Annotated in this window: 15 protein-coding genes; 8 read left to right on the top strand and 7 right to left on the bottom strand. The window is 46.5% G+C overall.

Annotation, left to right across the window (positions count from 1 at the left end; translation table 11 throughout):
- Positions 1-204 precede the first annotated feature (204 nt).
- A complete protein-coding gene (locus tag GWO68_RS06675; protein WP_162345635.1) occupies positions 205-1014 on the top strand; it encodes a hypothetical protein in 810 nt (269 codons plus the stop codon).
- Between the two features lie 34 nt (positions 1015-1048).
- Here GWO68_RS06675 and GWO68_RS06670 read toward each other — a convergent pair whose 3' ends face one another.
- From GWO68_RS06670 to GWO68_RS06655, 4 genes are all read right to left on the bottom strand, one after another.
- Positions 1049-1699 (bottom strand): CatA-like O-acetyltransferase, encoded by a 651-nt coding sequence (locus GWO68_RS06670; RefSeq protein ID WP_162345634.1) that lies wholly within the window; start codon positions 1697-1699, stop codon positions 1049-1051.
- A gap of 91 nt (positions 1700-1790) precedes the next feature.
- Positions 1791-2666, bottom strand: a complete 876-nt coding sequence (locus GWO68_RS06665) for a restriction endonuclease (protein ID WP_162345633.1) — start codon at positions 2664-2666, stop codon at positions 1791-1793.
- 164 nt (positions 2667-2830) lie between these two features.
- On the bottom strand, positions 2831-3601 hold the full coding sequence (locus GWO68_RS06660) for a DoxX family membrane protein (RefSeq protein WP_162345632.1): 771 nt from the start codon (positions 3599-3601) through the stop codon (positions 2831-2833).
- A gap of 157 nt (positions 3602-3758) precedes the next feature.
- A complete protein-coding gene (locus GWO68_RS06655; protein ID WP_162345631.1) occupies positions 3759-4631 on the bottom strand; it encodes a phosphatase PAP2 family protein in 873 nt (290 codons plus the stop codon).
- Between the two features lie 300 nt (positions 4632-4931).
- On the opposite strand from GWO68_RS06655, the gene GWO68_RS06650 reads away from it, so the two are divergent.
- Positions 4932-5537, top strand: a complete 606-nt coding sequence (locus GWO68_RS06650) for a DedA family protein (RefSeq protein WP_162345630.1) — start codon at positions 4932-4934, stop codon at positions 5535-5537.
- A 116-nt stretch (positions 5538-5653) separates the two neighbouring features.
- On the opposite strand, the gene GWO68_RS06645 is transcribed toward GWO68_RS06650, so the two are convergent.
- From GWO68_RS06645 to GWO68_RS06635, 3 genes are all read right to left on the bottom strand, one after another.
- The gene (locus GWO68_RS06645) at positions 5654-6310 is read right to left on the bottom strand and encodes a DedA family protein (protein WP_162345629.1); all 657 of its coding nucleotides are present in this window, start codon (positions 6308-6310) and stop codon (positions 5654-5656) included.
- A gap of 152 nt (positions 6311-6462) precedes the next feature.
- Positions 6463-7266 carry a pseudouridylate synthase gene (locus tag GWO68_RS06640; protein WP_202923690.1) on the bottom strand — a complete coding sequence of 268 codons (804 nt, stop codon included), beginning with the start codon at positions 7264-7266 and terminating at the stop codon, positions 6463-6465.
- 165 nt (positions 7267-7431) lie between these two features.
- Positions 7432-7674 (bottom strand): hypothetical protein, encoded by a 243-nt coding sequence (locus GWO68_RS06635; RefSeq protein ID WP_162345628.1) that lies wholly within the window; start codon positions 7672-7674, stop codon positions 7432-7434.
- 445 nt (positions 7675-8119) lie between these two features.
- Between GWO68_RS06635 and GWO68_RS06630 the strand changes: the two genes are divergently transcribed.
- The 6 genes from GWO68_RS06630 to GWO68_RS06605 all read left to right on the top strand — a co-directional run bounded on the left by GWO68_RS06630 (position 8120) and on the right by GWO68_RS06605 (position 18007).
- Entirely contained in the window at positions 8120-9493 is a 1374-nt protein-coding gene (locus GWO68_RS06630) for a hypothetical protein (RefSeq protein ID WP_162345627.1), read from the top strand.
- Positions 9494-9498: 5 nt separating this feature from the next.
- Positions 9499-9912: a hypothetical protein gene (locus GWO68_RS06625; RefSeq protein WP_162345626.1), complete on the top strand. Its 414-nt coding sequence runs from the start codon at positions 9499-9501 to the stop codon at positions 9910-9912.
- 2 nt (positions 9913-9914) lie between these two features.
- Positions 9915-11366 carry a hypothetical protein gene (locus GWO68_RS06620; protein WP_162345625.1) on the top strand — a complete coding sequence of 484 codons (1452 nt, stop codon included), beginning with the start codon at positions 9915-9917 and terminating at the stop codon, positions 11364-11366.
- 334 nt (positions 11367-11700) lie between these two features.
- Complete coding sequence (locus GWO68_RS06615) at positions 11701-15165, top strand: acetate and sugar kinases/Hsc70/actin family protein (RefSeq protein ID WP_162345624.1); 3465 nt, start codon at positions 11701-11703, stop codon at positions 15163-15165.
- Between the two features lie 127 nt (positions 15166-15292).
- Positions 15293-16237: a hypothetical protein gene (locus tag GWO68_RS06610; RefSeq protein ID WP_162345623.1), complete on the top strand. Its 945-nt coding sequence runs from the start codon at positions 15293-15295 to the stop codon at positions 16235-16237.
- Between the two features lie 9 nt (positions 16238-16246).
- Entirely contained in the window at positions 16247-18007 is a 1761-nt protein-coding gene (locus tag GWO68_RS06605) for a hypothetical protein (protein ID WP_162345622.1), read from the top strand.

Genomic DNA, 18007 nt, shown 5'->3' with positions numbered 1-18007 from the left:
AACCAAGGGGTTAGTTAACACTTATAAGATTGTGTTGAGCTGGCTGACAAGAACTGGGAGACATTGCAAGTACAATGGCGTCGTTTTGAATAAATATCCTGAAACAACCCGTATAAGGAAGCTGCGCTAAAAAAACAACATGTTGCTTCTGTTGTTAACATGCAAACTTGTTAACATTCAAACTGCCTTACACACTGTAAAACCATGAAAAGCATTAAAACATTAGCTATCCTGAATGCACTCTTTTTCCTGATACACCTGGTGCCTTCGCAGTTAACGCAGCTTAAACTGCTCAATAACCAGACAATAGGAGAGGTTTCAGATAAATATCCTACCTTGTTTACGCCGGCAGGTATAACGTTTGCTATATGGGGAGTAATTTACCTAGCTTTAACCGGTTTCTGCCTATACCATGTAGTGCGGGCCTTTAAAGCACCACCTTCCGACGAAGCTAATAAAGACCTGCAACGCATAGGCTATTTGTTTATGCTGAACAACCTTGCAACCGGTGCCTGGACTATTGCCTGGGTATATGAATGGCTACTTGTCTCGGTGTTGCTGATGCTGGTGCAGCTTGTTACGCTACTTCTCATACACCTGAGGTTAGGTATTTATGATACTAGCCGGTCAGCTGCTTCGCGTTGGTTTACACAATTCCCGCTCAGTATTTACTTTGGTTGGATATGCATTGCTACTATAGCCAATATTAGTGCTGCGCTGGTTGGCTTAGGCTGGACCGGCTTCGGAATTTCTCCTGAAGTATGGACTATAGCTATGCTAGCTGTAGCTACGCTGCTCACACTTTTTGTAGTGCTAAACCGCCATAATCCGTTTGTAGGTCTGGTAACCACATGGGCTTTTTACGGCATCATTTTAAAGCACCAGGCCTTAAACTTGCCGGCAAGTATGAATATTATTGCTACTGCCTGGGCTGGCCTTATTATAGTTGCTTTAGCTGTGCTGTTTGTCTTTTACCAGAACGCCGTTAAACCTAAAGAACCAGCATTGCTATAGTTGCGGCCTCCTGTTGGTTATAGCTTAAAACAGATCAAGACCCGTACTTTTGAATAACTGTTTCGAGTGCCTGCATAAACAGGTGCATATGGTAACCGTCGGCCAGGGCGTGGTGCAACCCGATGCTTATCGGTAGAATAACTTTGTCTGCTGTTAACTCTAATTGACCGTAACCAATTTTAGGTACGCCCGGGTCTTCCGGTGTCAGGCTGAAGGCGTGTTCCATACCTTTTAACTTAAACCAGGGCAGGGTGGTCATGTGCAGCAGGTCTACACCTTGGTAGCCATTAAACAGTTTTTTACTTTTTTTAACCTCAGCTGTAATGGCAGCAGCCTCCCTGCAAAAGTCCTCCAGCTTTTCGTGATACGGAAAATGGGTAAAGGCAATATTGTGATCGTCTTTCAGTATAGTTGTGGACAGGTCGAGGCCATCGTATTTTACAACTTGCCCGTTTTCGAGACGCAGCAGGAAGTTTTCTACGTTACGGGCAGCCTGCACTGTGGCATGCATGTACGCCAGCGAAACAGATAACCGGTGTTTTTTGCAATAGTGGTAAAGCGGAGTGATATCGGCTTCGGTGTGTACATTAAAAAATGGCTGCGAAAAGGTACTGAAAAACCGGAAAGTCTCTTCACGTTCCCAGCCGGCTATAGGTATTAATTGTTTGCTGTATTTGGTTGTCATATCTTTTTTTCTGCTGTTAGCCAGCTCTGGCTGCAGAACTATAGTTCAGACAAAAGTAGCGGAATTGTGCGTGCAAACCGGCATCAGTGCATCACAAATCTTGTGATGTCCGGCGGTAACTATAGCTGCAAAGGTTACGGGCTTCCTGCATAATACTATCGATGCGGTGCTGTTTTAAACCTGCCTTCACCAATAGTTGCCTGTTGTCCAGCAACTCCCTGCAAAGCACAAATTCATTATTAAGTAACTGCTGTTTTTCGGCGTGGGTCAGGGTTGTAAGGCAGGTAAGCGGGTAAAGGTCATACGAATTTACAAAGTCTTTTAAGCTGCTCTTAGCCGGAAAATCCCAGCCCATCAGGTGCATGCCCATGCAGGTACCATACCGGATGGCATCGTCTGTAAAACGCGTATTGGTTACCACCCAGCTTTTATGAAAACGAGTGGTAAATTCATTCTCAGCTACCTGCACCTGCTCCACATCTTTAAACCGGGAGTGGATGTACATCGGTATTTTTACATCGCTCTTGGTACCGGCCAGGTTATGAAACTTACACTCGATCATGTGGGTGTTCCCGTCTTTTATAGCCATTACATCGATCTCATGCCGCACGCAATGGCCATCTACAAATACCCCGATTTGTGTGGCATAGCCTTGTGTTTTCAGTATTTCGGCTACAAATTTCTCGAACGGGAAACCGCTTGGGCCCAGCTGCATAATACCCTGTTTTAAACTATAGCGTGCGGCAATTGGCCTGGAAAGCTTTTTTAGAATAGAGAAAGCCTTTCTGTAGATCTTTTTAGTTGAGATGCCCTCATAAAGGCTTGGTTCCAGCGCTGCCAACACGTCCTGTACCATACGCGCGTCGGCTCCGGCCCTGCGTAGTGAAGAGCTTAGTTTACGAATAGAAAATGCTGCTTTCTCGCCGGATGATTTGGTTACTGCCAGCTTTTCGCCAGATTGAGCCATAGTTGGGGCATTAATGGGTGTATACTTTACTGCCGTAAAATCAGCTAGATGCTATAGCTGGCTTTTTATGCTCAAGGTAAGTTTGTTGCGGGTGTTATGCAACTGTATTACGCAAAGGGCTGGTGTTAAGTACATTCTGGCTAGTAACGGGCTCGCTGCATTTGTTAGCTGCTGGCTATAGTGGCAGTAAGATCTTGGGCAGTGTTTTTTGTTTTGCCCAAGTATAAGCGGTAACTTAAAAGTAGTGCCTCAGCAACTGCAAACCCAACTATAAACTTAGTTATCAGTGTGTTTAAGTCGGCATAGGTAATGGCAACCATACCCATAAATGGCAGCAGTATCAGCGCTATATCTAGTTTAGTTAGTAACCCGGATCGTAAAATGGTGGTGGCAAAACTCGCAAAAACCAGCAGCGCAGCTATATTGGTGAGTGTTATACTTACAAATGTCATCAGTATAGTAAAAATGCTAAACCCTATACCCAGCCAGCTATAGTTATCTTGGCCGATAGCATCAGTGGTAACAGGTTGAATAAGGTGCTGGTGGTTGGGCTGAAACAGGAAACTGAATTTGCGGTGCTCCAGGCCAAGCAGTACAAGGTTAAGCCCCAGGAAAAACGTATTTACAAACGGGGTACCCACCCATTGCATAGACACCGTAACGGCAAGGATGGCCACGTTCATGGGTACCAGCATAACAGCGCCCAGTAAACTAAAGCGTTGCGACAGCAGCAATGTGCCGCAAATTACCTGGCTTACCGCCACTACCTGCGCAAAAAGCCCCAGCCCATACTTTGCCAATGATTCTTCCAGCCATGGTGGGCCAATCACTTGCCCGAACTCGCCGTGCGTAAGTTTGCATACACCCGCCGAAAAGAAAATATAGCCCAGGGAAAGGCGAATCAGAATTGTGAGGAGGTCTTTATTTTTCAGCATAGTTTGAGGTAGTATAGGTAATGGGAGCGATGAATAACTGTTAATTAAAAAATATCCTGTCGCTTTTAAAAATTAATTATACTAACCCGCTGATTTTCATGCTTAACTGGCGCTGCATTTATACAATGTTTTATCTATCAGCAGTAAGGTTGCTCTTTTAATAGCCCGCTATACTATAGGTTTTATCTTTATAAAACAGGTTGCTGGGGTTTTGTGTAGGGGGTTGGGTTACAGGCAGTTTTTTGGGTTTGCTGAGCTCATCGAGGTTAATGAAAAGCGCCATGCCCGGTGCGTAGGAATTATAAGTTGGAATAAGGGTAAATGGTTTGCGACCCCAACGGTTACGGTGCGACAGATAAGACAAATGCGAAGACAGGATACCCACGCCTGCGCCTACAAATACATCCGATTGCCAGTGTTTGTTTTTCAGCATCCGGATGGCAGCCACGCTGGCGGCAATACCATAGGCTCCAACTCCATACCATTGGCTATGGTGCCTGAGCTCGGTATGAACGATAGAAGCCGCCAGGAAAGCCTGTGCTGTATGCCCCGATGGCATGGCCTTGTTGTCCTCCCCGTTGGGCCGTTCCAGATTGGTAATTTCTTTCAGCCCGAACACCATAACTGCCATTACTGCTTCGGCTTTCAGGGTAACAAGTGCCGTGTTTATCAGGTCGTTGTTAGACCGTACCTGAGCCAGGTTTACAATAGCTAATTCTACGTAAGGCGCAATCAATAAGGGGTTATCAAGCCAGGTATCGAAATTGGGATACCTTTCCAGTATGTCTTCCCGGGCATCGTAACTGGAGTAAATGCCGTTGTCCCGAACCGTGCTAACGCCGTAGCCAATAAGTATAGCAGGAATAATAGTAGCTCTGAAAAGTTTTGATTTGTAAAAAGGTACTCTGAGCGAATCGGGGCGGGGAGTCTGGTATTTTTTTAGGGAGTCTTGTTGTTGTGCCTGTGCGGGCTGGCCGAACATAAAAATACAAAGCACCAGGCTAAGCCAAAAGTGTAGTATGTTCTTCATAGTTACCTTACATTAGGTCATTTCTAGAAATTATAAGTATAGCAGCAACCAGAGTAATTCAGGGTACTCCGGTACCTGGCGGCGTCTTGTGCGAGGTTTAAATCTAACGGTGTACTATTCATCTACATACGTAACAGGCCTGGTAACAACTCATCAAAAAACCATAAATAGATCACCGTTTACCAATTACTGCTGTACTTATCCGGTTTAAACTATAACTGTAGGGTAGAAAAAATGCAAGCGCGTAACAAAAGAAATAGAGTTGAGGTTAATGCTTAGAGTTTTACATAAATGAGATGAATGGATACTACGAGCATAATTGAATGGGGTGGTTTTCTTATTATTACCTTACTGGTATTTGCTGAGACCGGCTTGCTTGTTGGGTTGGTAGTGCCTGGCGGTGAAACGCTGGTATTTACAGCCGGCCTACTTGTAAGTACAGGTACGCTCTCTGTAGCTGTGCCTGTGTTGCTGATTGTGCTGATTGTGGCAGGTATAGCCGGCGACACGTCGGGTTATTTTATAGGCAGGAAATTCGGGAGCAAGCTTTTTGAGAAAGAGGATACCTGGTATTTTAAAAAGAAGTACCTGCACATGGCCGCCGATTATTTCGAAAAGCACCGTAAAGCAGCCCTTATATTTGGTAAATACCTGCCAATCATCCGCCCGTTCGGCCCTGTGTTTTCAGGCACTACCAACATGCAATTGCCTACGTTTATGTCGCTGACGGTGATAGCCGGAGTGTTGTATATGAGCACGTATGTGCTGGCTGGTTACTTTTTGGGCAACCAGTTCCCGGTTATAAAAGATTACCTGGGCTGGATACTGCCTATCAGTATTGTGCTGGCGCTTATACCTGTCTTTAACCAGATCCGGAAAAGTAAAAAGAACAGCGCTGCACACTAATTGTACGTTCAGCAAACCAAGTCAGATAGTAATTAAGAAGCCGCTCCCAGCAATAGGCAGGAGCGGCTTTTATATGTATAAAGTGCATAACTATAGTTACCTGAAACTATAGTTTATCAGGCTACTTTTTTCCGGTTCTTAAGCCAGTTTTTTATGATACCGATAATGGGCGGTGTAAGCGATAAGGCGATAATACCAAGTATAAGCAGCGTAAAGTTTCTTTTTACGGCCGGGATGTTCCCGAAAATATAGCCTACTGTCATAAAAAAGCCGATCCAGATGACAGCCCCGATAACGTTATAAGACAGGAATCGACGGTAGTTCATTTTACCGATACCAGCTACAAAGGGCGCAAACGTTCGCACTATAGGCATAAAACGTGCATAAATAATGGTACGGCCGCCATACTTTTCATAAAACTTCTGGGTCTCGTCTATGTGTTTGCGGCGCATAAACCAGAAGTCGCGCAGGTAAATCCGGTTCCCGATCTTGGTGCCTGTATAGTAGTTAAAAGAGTCGCCCAGAATAGCGGCAATGCAAAGCAAACCCATCAGCAGCCACAAGTGAAGGCCATACTCCGGCACCGCAGCCATAGCACCAAGCGCAAACAGCAGCGAGTCGCCTGGCAGAAAAGGAGTTACCACCAGGCCGGTTTCACAAAATATGATCAGGAACAGGATCAGGTAAATCCAGTTTCGATATTCATGAACCAACTCTACCAGGTGTTGGTCTATATGCAACACAAAATCAATCAGGTATTGAATAAACTCCATTGTTTTAGTAAAAGGATGAACAAAGTGCCTTAGTAGCTTACCGGCAGGCGTTAGAGCTACTATAGTACAAATTAAATCTTAAATTCTGAGAGATGCTAAAACAAACTGTATTGCTATAGTTGCAACTATAGTCCGGACTGACGTGACATAAACTATAGTGGCCTTTCATCCATGACTATACCTTCCAGCATGTGGGCAAGTATAGGGGCGCATTTTTCGAGGCAGGCAGGGTAGTAGTGGCCATGTTTCCAGGTAGCAGACTTAGGTGATAATCCCCACCAGAACTCTGCCATGGCAATTGGTTGTAGCCTGTGCATAAAAGCATACTGCAGCAGTTTGGGAGCAGCACACTCACCGGCTCCGGCGGGTGGGTTGCTATAGTTGGCCTGCAGAAAAAGCTGACGTAATGGTTTTTCTTTTCCGGCCTTGTTTACAAAACGATATTGGTCGAACAGTTTGCCTTGCAGGGCGATGGAGTTTGTTCTGCGCAGTTCCTGAAGTTGTTCAATTTTGGTGGTATCCTCAGTAATATTATTGGCTTTAAGCTGGCTTATCTCTTTATTTATGCGGCTTAGCTCCTGCATACCTTCACTCAAAAAACCGCCTTCTGCCAGGCCATCAAAAACGGGTGGTACAAAATTAGCATGGTGGTTGCTGCCTGCCAGTTTCCCCGAAAAAGCTGCCAGGTAACCCAGTTCGTTTTGTTGGTTCTTTACTACCAGCACTCCAAACATTTTCCCGATCACTTTTCCATCCTGGTTTTCATTAAGCCCAAAATTATGGTCCAGGTCGGTTAGTTGTGCAAGGTATTTCTGGAGCCCGGTAGCAGCCAGCAGGCTAAGCGGGTGTGGCGTATAGTTAAATGGATAGGTGAACCGTTCGGGTAAACTATAACTTTCGGTTGCTTCGCTGAAAGGGATAAAGCAGGTGAGGGGTTGTAAGGTAGAGGGTAACAAACAGATATTTTCCTGAGAAACAGCGGCTACAATGCCCCTGCAAAGGTAACAGGAAGTAACATCACTTTTTTGTTTTTAATGGAAAAGTATAAAAGGGAAAGTACAGCGCAGGGGAAATTTTAAGGTTGCAATCCAGATAGGCTTAACTATAGCCAGGTGTTAAAACTATGCGGCTTCGGTATAAGGCTCTATGGCTTGCTTTAAAACCTGCGGATGCTGTTTCTGCATACAATCTAAAACTAGCTGCATTAAGGTGTTATCCTCTAATTTTCCGTCGTTCTGCTCCATTAACCGGCTAAAGCAGGCAGGGTCATTCTCACGGATGTACGTAGTAAGCTGGTAATATAAAACCAACGCGTCTTTCTTATTCAAGGCTACATTCAGGTATTTGTAAGCTGCTATTTCCATCTTTCTTTCCCTCTACTGTAATTTTAAAAAGTAGCTTCTGCTTCCGAAACTTAAACTAAACTTTATCAGACTGTTATGTTAAATAAAAGACAAGTAATTCAGGTTAAAGGTTCTATAGTTTAGTAAATTATAAAAATTATTATAAATCTTATTTCGCTTTTATGCTGCATTACGGATATGGCATTGGCGGAAGTAGTTAAGAGGTGAACGTAGGTAATTAGATGCTCCAAACTAAAACTATAGGTCTGCCATTAAACCTTTAGGGGCCATCTTATTAATAATTTACACCCGTTCATGTATCTAACAATAGCGCTATATCGTTAGTAAGCTATACTTTAAAAACGGTACGGCTGTGCTTTTCAATATCGGCAGCATTCAAAAATGTACTAAACAACCTTATTTACGTTTTCATAGTATTGCCCAACGGCCTATAAATATAAAATGCATGCTTAAAACAACGTTTTTGAGTACCTTCTATGTAGTGTTGCTTTGCATCATACTAACCCTGTCCGGTTGCTTTAAAAAGCAGTCTGGCACCGAAGAAACAAACCCTGACACCACAACCCCTGCACAAACCGAAAAAACTGAAGCTTCAGCAAAGGCCCCGGAAACTATAGTTCCGGCAGAAACCAAGGCTCCTGCCAAAGTAAATGTGAACGTATACCTTGAGATCTCGAACGGGATGAAAGGCTTTATGCCAACCCCTGCTGCCGGAAAAGAAGCCACTACCTTCCAGAACAACCTCAACAAACTGCTCTCAGAAGTACAGGATGGACGCTACGTTGCTGAGAAAGGATTTTACCTGGCGAAAGAGGATGCCCAAAGCCGTCCAGTGCTGGATAGCGTGTCGTACAATACCATCAAAAGTTACATCGTTAGCGGGATAAAAGATGATGTACGTGGCACCCCGCTGCCGGCTTTACTGAAAACTGCATTACAAAAATCTATAGAGCAGGGGGCAGTAAGCGTTATCATTTCCGATTTTATACACGGCCCGGACCCGCGCGACCAGGGGCAGTTTATATCACTCGACTCAGACATCCGTAGCAGCCTTCGCGAAGCCGAGTACCAGGGGCTGGCCATTGCTATACTTGCTAATGCATCACCATTCTACGGTACATATCACCCGGCCGTAAAAAAACCGGAACTGAGAAGAACTTTGAACGGCGAGGAAATACCGTATTATATCTGGGTAATCGGAAAGCAGGAGGATGTGCAGGTTGTAACCAACAAAGTGCTGCGTAACCTTCCGGCACAACAGGCATACTTTGGCTTTGAGTACAAGTCTATACCATTTTCGGCCTTGCTCAAGGAAAAGCAATTTAAACCGACCGGTGTCGTTTACTGCAGCAGCCGAAATGCCGATCCGTGTACTTCTGTAAATCTTCAGCCAGAGAAAAAAGAACCTGTGGAGTTTACCATTGGCCTGGATTTGAGCCAACTGCCGCTGTCGATGCAAAGTACAGACTACCTGAAAAAGAACCTGAAAATAAGTAGCACGGGCAGCAGGCCAACTATAGTTTCGGTTACCGCTGCCGACGAAAGTATAAAGTCAACACCAGACCTGGCCAAGTATAGCCATTTTGTGCGCCTGCGGGTACCAGAACTAACTGCCAGTTCCGGAACTATAGCTGTGCAACTGCCACAAGTAACGCCAAACTGGATTACAGCCTGGTCAACAGACAACGACAACAACCCGGCTGTGGCTCCCAAAAAGACATACCAGTTAACCAAGATAATAGACGGCGTTCAGGCACTTTACCGCGACCAGAGCGACTTCGTTTTTAATGCAACCATACAATTTAAAAAAGCAGACTAACACCCATGATACAAAAGTTTTTCTCCGGACTCTACGAGCTGTTTTTAGGCCGGCCGATTCCTGCAAACTTCACCAACGATTACCGTGAAGTGGTTTTCCCAAACACCGGGCTGATGCTGTTTCTGATTACGCTGGGCATCGTTATACTTTACTACTATGTACTGAACCGCGCCATGAGCACTGGCCTGTATAAAACCCAGCACTGGGTCATGTTCCTGATCCTGAACGCCATCATCGCTTTCATCATCCCGATAACGCAGGTAACCGGCAACGAGATCGAGACACACTCTTACACGTATATGTTCGCTTTTGTGAACGTGATATACAGTATCATCCTTTTCTTCGTTTTCTCTATACTACTCAAAAGGGGCTCCGTGCAGGCATGGACAACTCCTATGAAATGGCCTAATAAAAAATAACTATGGCAAAGCTTTTTGTATTCGGAATAGGTGGCACCGGTTCCCGCGTGATCCGTTCGCTGGTCATGCTGATGGCTGCAGGTGTCAAAATTCAGAACTGTGATAAAATAGTACCAATCATTATCGACCCCGACACCCAAAACGGCGACATGAACCGTACCGTGGAGCTGCTCAAAACCTACAAGCACATACATGATGCCCTGGGTAACCGCGACGAAGGTTTCTTCCATACCGATATCAGCACGCTGTCAAGTATAGCCGGCGACGGAACAGCCAAGATCCGTGACAGTTTTGTGTATGATTTTGGTGGCATCAACAAGCCGTTTAAAGACCATGTAGGTTACAACCAGCTCGACATTGAAAGCCAGGCATTGATCGACTTACTGTTTACACCTGAGAACCTGAACAACAGCCTGGATGTAGGTTTCCGCGGTAGCCCGAACGTAGGTAGCGTGGTGCTGAACGAGATCATTGATTCTCCGGAAATGCGCTTTTTCGCGTCCAACTTCCAGGCTGGTGACCGTATCTTTTTTGTGAGCTCGATCTTTGGTGGAACTGGCGCTGCCGGTTTCCCGCTTCTACTTAAGAACTTTAAGGATAGCAGAACAACCTTGCCAAACGCGGCTAGTCTGAACTCAGCGCTGACAGGAGCAATGGTGGTTCTTCCATACTTTTCTCTGGAGCAACCGGCCGCCGGGGTAGAGGCAGATTTTATCGATTCTAATACCTTCACCACGAAGGCAAAAGACGCGCTATCTTACTACCAGAATCACCTGAACGGCGTGAATGCTGTATACTATATGGGTGATACGCCGGATAAACCAATGGAAAACAATCCGGGTCGTGCCAGCCAGAAAAACGACGCACATTTAGTAGAACTGCTGAGCGCTTTAGCTATAGTTGACTTCATGGATTACTCGGATAATGAGCTATCTGGCAACGAAGTATACCACGAGTATGGTTTGCGCGAAGATGTAAGCAACGTGCAGTTCTCGCACCTGGACAGCGAAACAAGAGACCGTATCGCTACACAGTTAATCCGTTTCCATTACTTCGAACGCTATTACGCTACCCACCTGCCGGGCGATGCACAGGCCGCTTATGCCAAAGGTGTAGACCTGACAGGGGCTATCCGTAACGAGCTAGTGTTTAAAGAGCTCAACAAGTTTTTAGCAAACCCGGAATTTGGTTACCAGTCGTGGTTGCGTGAATTGGGCCGCAAAGAGAGAACTTTTGCTGCGCTAAACCTGAACGAAACGGACTTTAACCGCATGGTATCGGATAAGCAGATTGAGACCGGTTTCCTGAACAAAGGAATAAGCCAGGGGGCTTTTGTAAAAGAGCTTAACCGCGCTTCCGAATCCATCTCTGACCGCGACGCTTTCAAGGCAACTATAAAAGCTTTTGAAACCGCTACAGAACGGCTGGTGGAGGAGAAACTGAAGTATAGTTAAGGTTGATAATCTTTAGTGAGACTGTCCCCTTGAGGGGACTGCAGGGGTGTAATCGTGCACGAGGTTTAGCTGCTGATAAATGTCCTCGAATCTTAAGCAGTTGTAAACACCCCTATAATCCCCTCAAGGGGATAGTTCTCTTCTGGATTACAAATCCTAAAGAGCAAAATGATAAAAGATAGCCCTCGCTCGCGTCCCGCGAGTGTGTGTTATCCAGTGGTGTCCCGCCACTTGTACCACAGGTACAAATTAAAGCGGCCAGAGTCCGCCAAATAGCTCACACTCGCGGGACGCGAGCGAGGGCAGGTAATCGTACTTAAAACAAAAAACAAACATGCCGAAAGTTCTTCGTCTACATAAAACCGGATCAAACGTGGAAGGCTGGGCTAAGACCAGCCAGATCACAAGCACCGAGATAAAAGATATAACCGATGGCGCTGGTGGCCGCGCTTTGAAGATTAACGCTTCCATACCAACGCCATTTGCCCGCATGCACCTTTTCGAAACCGCTTTCGAATTTGTGAAACGCGGCGTAGCAGGTAATAGCACCAACACCATTTACCACAAATTTGTAACCCATTTCTGGGATCTGTGGGAACTGCTTTACAATCACCAAAGCTATGCGCAGGCTGGTAACAAGATCATCATCCGCCGCTGGAACAAGCACCAGCAGTTGGGTGCGATGCAGGCCAACCCGAACACGAGCTTGCTGGGTCGCACGCTGGAACTGTTCATGAACGACAGCCGCTTCCAGGGAATCGATGACATTTTCCTGATCTTTTTTGAAACAACAACCCCACGCGGCGACAGGCACATGCAGCTGATTGGCGGTACATCGCCGCTGACATTCCTGTTTGTGGCACCAAACGTGCAGCCGCTTAGTATAAACCGTGCCCAGAATATCGGTACTTACTTCGACCATAATTTTGTATCGCTGGAAGATCGTGAGCAGGATTTCAGGGAGTATGTGCACAAGCTATTTGTATCAAACCCAGCCATGATCCAGGCATTTCCGGCGGTGTATAATTCATTGGACGAGAATTTGCTGCGCAAAATTAATATGGCAGGTGAGGTTGGTCAGGGAGCCATAGCTTCGGAGTACCTGCAACTGGTAGATTTTCAGCAAAACCCGGTACACGTGGGCCACATCAACTTCCTGGTGAAAAAGGATCAGACAGCCGTTATCAGTAGCGATCTGTTCATTCGCCCGACACATACCGGTTTTTCAGGCGAGCGACCAATTGTACTGAAGCCCGAACTACGCTTAGCACCAACTATAAAGTATGTAAACAACCTGGCATGGCCGGTTAATACAGTGGTGGGCTATTACGACGAGAAACCGCTGGAGAACCGTTCACTTCCGGGTGTCGGGTTTAACTATCCATACTTAACGATAAACGACCTGTTACAGGAAACGCTGGTGCAGGTTCCTTACGAAGTAAACACGGATCGTTTCTATAGTGGTACCGTAGTGTACCAGCCGGGTGTAACCGATAAAACTTTTAATTACCTGCTGCCGATCACCAGTTTATACTTCCAGTTTTTCACACCAGAAGACCTGGCCAATCACCTGACCTTCCATATCGATGTGAACCATGTGCGGGTAACACTGAACGTGCCGACGGAAAAAGGAAATGTGGTATACGAGCGCAGCTATTACGACAACCCACTGAACTCAAAAGACGCGAACGGCAACGTGATTCCGGAGAAAGGGCATATCCTGAAATCCAGAATTGGGTTGGGTGTATTTCCGTTCTATAAGTTTACCGACGCGGTGCAGTACAACGACTTTTACAAGGTGATGCTGGTAGATGAAGACATTGATCCGTTGTTGGTGAATAAGAACCATTCGCTCAATTTCTATGCAGGTGGCAAGTTACTGGAAGCTGGTGGTGGTATTATTTCAGCTACTGCACACCGCAGAACCAGGAAGAGTAACAGCAGCGCGGGCAGCACTTACTACGAGATCCGTGGCATACACTTCGATGTAGCGGAGTTTACTCATGCCGGGGTAGATTTTGTGGGCAAGGCACTCATCGTTCCTAAATTTGAAGAGAAACAGCAGGGTATTCATAACTTTACTTTTGCTATTGACTTTGGTACCTCGAACACGCATATCGCCTATACTTCAGGCTCGAACCAGCCGCCGCGCGAGTTTTCCATCACAGCTAACGACCAGCAACTGGTTATGCTCAACAAGCCTTCCGATGATCAGTCGCTAACAGATTACCAGCGTTTCCATAAGCGCGGCTTTGGTAGATTGTTTGCCGTAGAGACTTTGCTGAAGCGCGAATTTATACCGTTGATTATCGGCTCCGGTGGCTCGTTGTATAACTTCCCGACACGTACGGCTACCTGCGAGTCTATTGATTTTGAGAACCAGATCACGAACCTGTTTGGCAATATCAACATAGGTTTCTCCATTAATACCGAAGGCACGCACCAGGACCAGTACAAGCAAACCTACCACACCGACCTGAAGTGGAGCGAAACGCTGACCAATGCCGGCAAGCGCCGCATCGAAGCCTTCTTCACCGAAATCATGCTGCTCATCAAGAACAAGGTAGTACTGAACAACGGCAATGTGGCGAGTACCAAAATAGTATGGTTTGCCCCATTGAGCTTTGATGAATATTCCCGCAACATGTTCCAGAACGTGTGGGATACGGTGTACAACAACGTGTTCAAAAATGGCAGGAATACGGTTTGCATTACTGAGTCAGTGGCTCCGTTCTACTTCCTGTCCAGGACAGGGGCTGTAGTGCCGAGCCAGGACGAGAACCTGATCAACGTGGACATTGGTGGTGGTACAACCGATGTGTTACTGTTCACAAACCGCAGGCCTTCGCATAGTTCGTCGTTCCGTTTTGCCGGCAACGATTTGTGGGGTGATGGTTTTGCTACTGTAAAAACAAGTAAAGACAATGGCCTGCTGCAGTATGGCGTGGACCACGTATTGCGTATTCCGCTAACCGAAGAAGGACGCGAGTATCGCAAATTCCTGGAAACAGCTTTGGATAACCCGGACTTTAACTCAGCGGATATAAGTGCATTGCTGTTTAGTTATGATAAGGAACTGAACTATAGTTCGCAGCTACTGCAGGCGCGTCAGTTAAGACTGATGTTCTACCTACACTTCGGCTCGTTGATGTACCACCTGGCACAACTGGTGCAGCAACTGGATGTAAAAGTGCCACGCTACATTTCGTTTAGCGGTCGCGGTAGTTTATACATTAAGTTGCTGAGTGCAGGCAACAACCTGTCGAATGTGGAGCGCTATGCGAAGGCTATTTTCCAGAAGGTAACAGGGCAGGAGCCGCCGGCAAACTTTAAACTGGTACTGGTAGACAATCCGAAGCAGGTAACGGCCAATGGCGGCGCGATGGCACTGGAAGGCACAGACCTGAACGACTTAACGAACATCCCGATACTAAAACCGACTGGTTCTGCCAACGTAACAGATGCCCTGACGCCAGTAACCAAAACACAGATTACCGGTGAGCTACGCCAGGAAGTTATGGATAATGTAATGAACTGCCTGACCATGTTGCTGGATGATCCGGATATTTCGCCGCTGATGCGCTCGATGGGCGTGGAGGTAGACCCGATGCGTGTGCTGGACTTTATGCGCATGAACCTGCAGGACAGCTATACCATGGTGCTGGAAGATACCGTGCGTGGCCTGACAGACCGGGAGCCGCTACATGAGACCATGTTCTTTATGCCGCTAAAGCAGTCGCTGTACTTGCTATCGAAAGAGTTATATAAGCAGCAGTCTCAGGTAAGCGCTATTTCCTAACAAACAGAAAATCAAACTATAAATCAATCATTCTCAACTATAATCAGGGGTGGTTGATTTTATAGTTTGACAGAGTATACTTTCACAAAGACATTATTTCTTCATCAGAATAAAACTACATTGAAAAATGGTTACAATCGCAATTATAATAAGTTTAGTAGCACTGGTTGGGGCAGGTTTTGCTTTTATCAGGGCCAGCAGCTCACATCATATTTTAGGCAAACGCATAGAAGACCTGAAGGAGCGTGTAAAGTACCTGGAAGCAAACCAGAGCAGGTTACAAAGCTCAGCTAACCGGGGAAATAAACCAGCGCCTGAGCTGGAAGAGACTGGGCGTAGAAACCAGCCTAAACAGGAACAACAGAAGCCTGAGAGACAAGAGCCACGTCAGAAACAAAAAGAGCGACAGCCTCAACAGGAACGGCTACCACAGGAAAGACAGCAACCCGAGCGCCAACAGCAGGAGCGACGTCAGCAGGAAAGACCCCAACAACAAGAAAGGCCGCAACAGCAGCAACAGGATACAAGCCAGCAGGAGCAGCAACAGCGTCGCAAAAAAGAGAACCGCAGACGTAACGAGCCAAGAGACCGATCGGGCAACTCGGAAGAACCTGTTAGCGAACAGCCACTGGCAGCTACAGATGGTATAAATTTCGAAATTGTCGGGAGTCATTTGCTGGATGAACTGGAACAGGAAGCAGGATTTAACCAGCCCACAACTATAGCCGAACAAGCGCCCGAAGTGGTAGCCGATTCAGGTATGCGTTTTGCCATTATCCCGGAAGACGGGGTGATACGCCAGCATCATTTACAGCGCCAGCCCGACTCTGATAGTTACATTGAAGTAGATGTACCAGCCGAAGGCAGTAACACAACGCATTACCGTTTTAACCTGAGTGGTAACCATGCCTTTGTTATTTCGCAGGGGATAGACCGCCTGGAGAATGCCTTTGATTTTGAGAAGCCATCGAACCGCATGGTATCCCGGATAGTGCAGCAACAGGACGGCGTGCTGGCTAAAGTAAACAATGGCTGGAGAATACAGGAGAAAGCCAGAATCGATTTCAGATAACCCGCATACATGGAAGGAATATTTATTTTTGAAGCACTTTTAGTACTTGCTATACTTGGTTACCAGTTTTATGTATACCGGAATAACAAGGTCAAAATTGAGCTTATCAAAAACCTGTTTCCTTCCGAAGAGAAGTTATCTGTTACAGAAACCTTACTAGATCACACCGCACCTATAGTTGCCACTGCACCACAAACTATAGAGCAACTATGGGGGGCACTGCTGGCCGGCAAACCCTTCCGGGAGTTTACACCCTCTAACCCGGCTGTAAAACGCATTGTTGCTGTGGAAAATGACCTGCTGCACATCGAAGCAAAAGGTGGCCCGGTGCCGGCATATACTATAGCCCGCGAGAAGTTCGATAAACTGGTAACCGGCCATAACATTTACCTGGTGCAGGGCGACCCGGATGCGCTGGTAAGTTCGGTTTCGTCGGGTGGGAAAGGTGCTGCAACTATAGACTTGATAGAAGTCCGTAATCCCTCAGAGACGTTTAGCCGGATCATCCGGAACACCAACGAGTACCTGAAGCGCAATAAGGGTGCGGCCGCAGATTTCGATATACTGAAAGATGTATCGGAGCGCTACTCTGAAGCTCTGGATGCAGAAGTGCAGTCAACTATAACTACGCCGCTTTATGTAGGTTTACTGGGCACTTTTTCAGGGGTAATAATTGGTTTGTCGAGTTTGATCTGGTCTGGTTTTACGGCAGATGAAAACGGAGCAGCGGCAGGCTCTTTTATAACCGATCAAAACATTCCATCTTTCCTGTTCGGGGTGATGATCGCGATGGCCGGTAGCTTCTGTGGTTTGCTGCTTACCTTGATCGGGAACCATGCCCTGAAAAATGCCCGAAGTATACGGGACAGGCGACAGAACGATTATTATACTTTCCTGCAAACGCACCTGCTGCCCAAGCTGAACTCCGATATGGCGGCCAGCCTAAGCAACCTGAAGTCGGTGCTCGATTCATTCAATAAAGATTTCCTAGATAAGGTACTTGGCTTCCGGCCTATAGTTGACACACTTACGGAGAACATCAGCACCCAAAAGGAATTCATAGAGAAGCTGGACAAGATCGGTTTTACGCAGATGGCGAACGCTAATCTGCAGGTATTTGATAAGATGAAGGAAAGCGAACAGCTATTTAAAAACTTTATGCAGTACCAGGTGGCATTGAACGAATCGGTGCAGAAAGGAGCAGAACTGACGCATACGATAAGCGATGTGTTGGGCCGTTTAACCAGCCTGCAGGAAGGCTTTGACAAAGTGCCGGGCTACCTGCAAAAGCACGATGAGTCCATTCAACGGCAGGTTAACTTTTTTGGGCAGCACGAGCGCGAATTAAATGACATTGGCTCCCGCATAGAACAGTATTTCGATAAAGCCGCCCTTCGCTTAACCGACCTGATGGAAGCCCGCCTGCAGCACCAGGAACGCGATGCACAGAACGCCTACGAAAAGTGGCAGGAACATTTCCGGAACCTCAACGAAGACAACGTTTACCAGCGCATTCTGGATTATATGCAGCCTTTCGAGAACCTGAATCAGCAGCAAAGCGACCTGAACAGAACACAACAACAACTATCCGGAGAGATACAGCAAACCAACGAACGCCTGCTTCAGAAAATAGAGACCGACATGGCCATACAACAGCAGTTATTACAGCAACTACAGGTACTTAACATGCACATGGCGCGAAGCCTGGAGCCGGGCCCAATTAAAGCGGCACTTGATAAGTTATTTGGTGGCGGCAACAGCAGGAGGTAA

Source organism: Pontibacter fetidus (assembly GCF_010119545.1).
GTDB lineage: Bacteria > Bacteroidota > Bacteroidia > Cytophagales > Hymenobacteraceae > Pontibacter > Pontibacter fetidus.
Note: the sequence above shows the minus strand (reverse complement) of the source record. Positions and strands in the feature narration are given on the sequence as shown.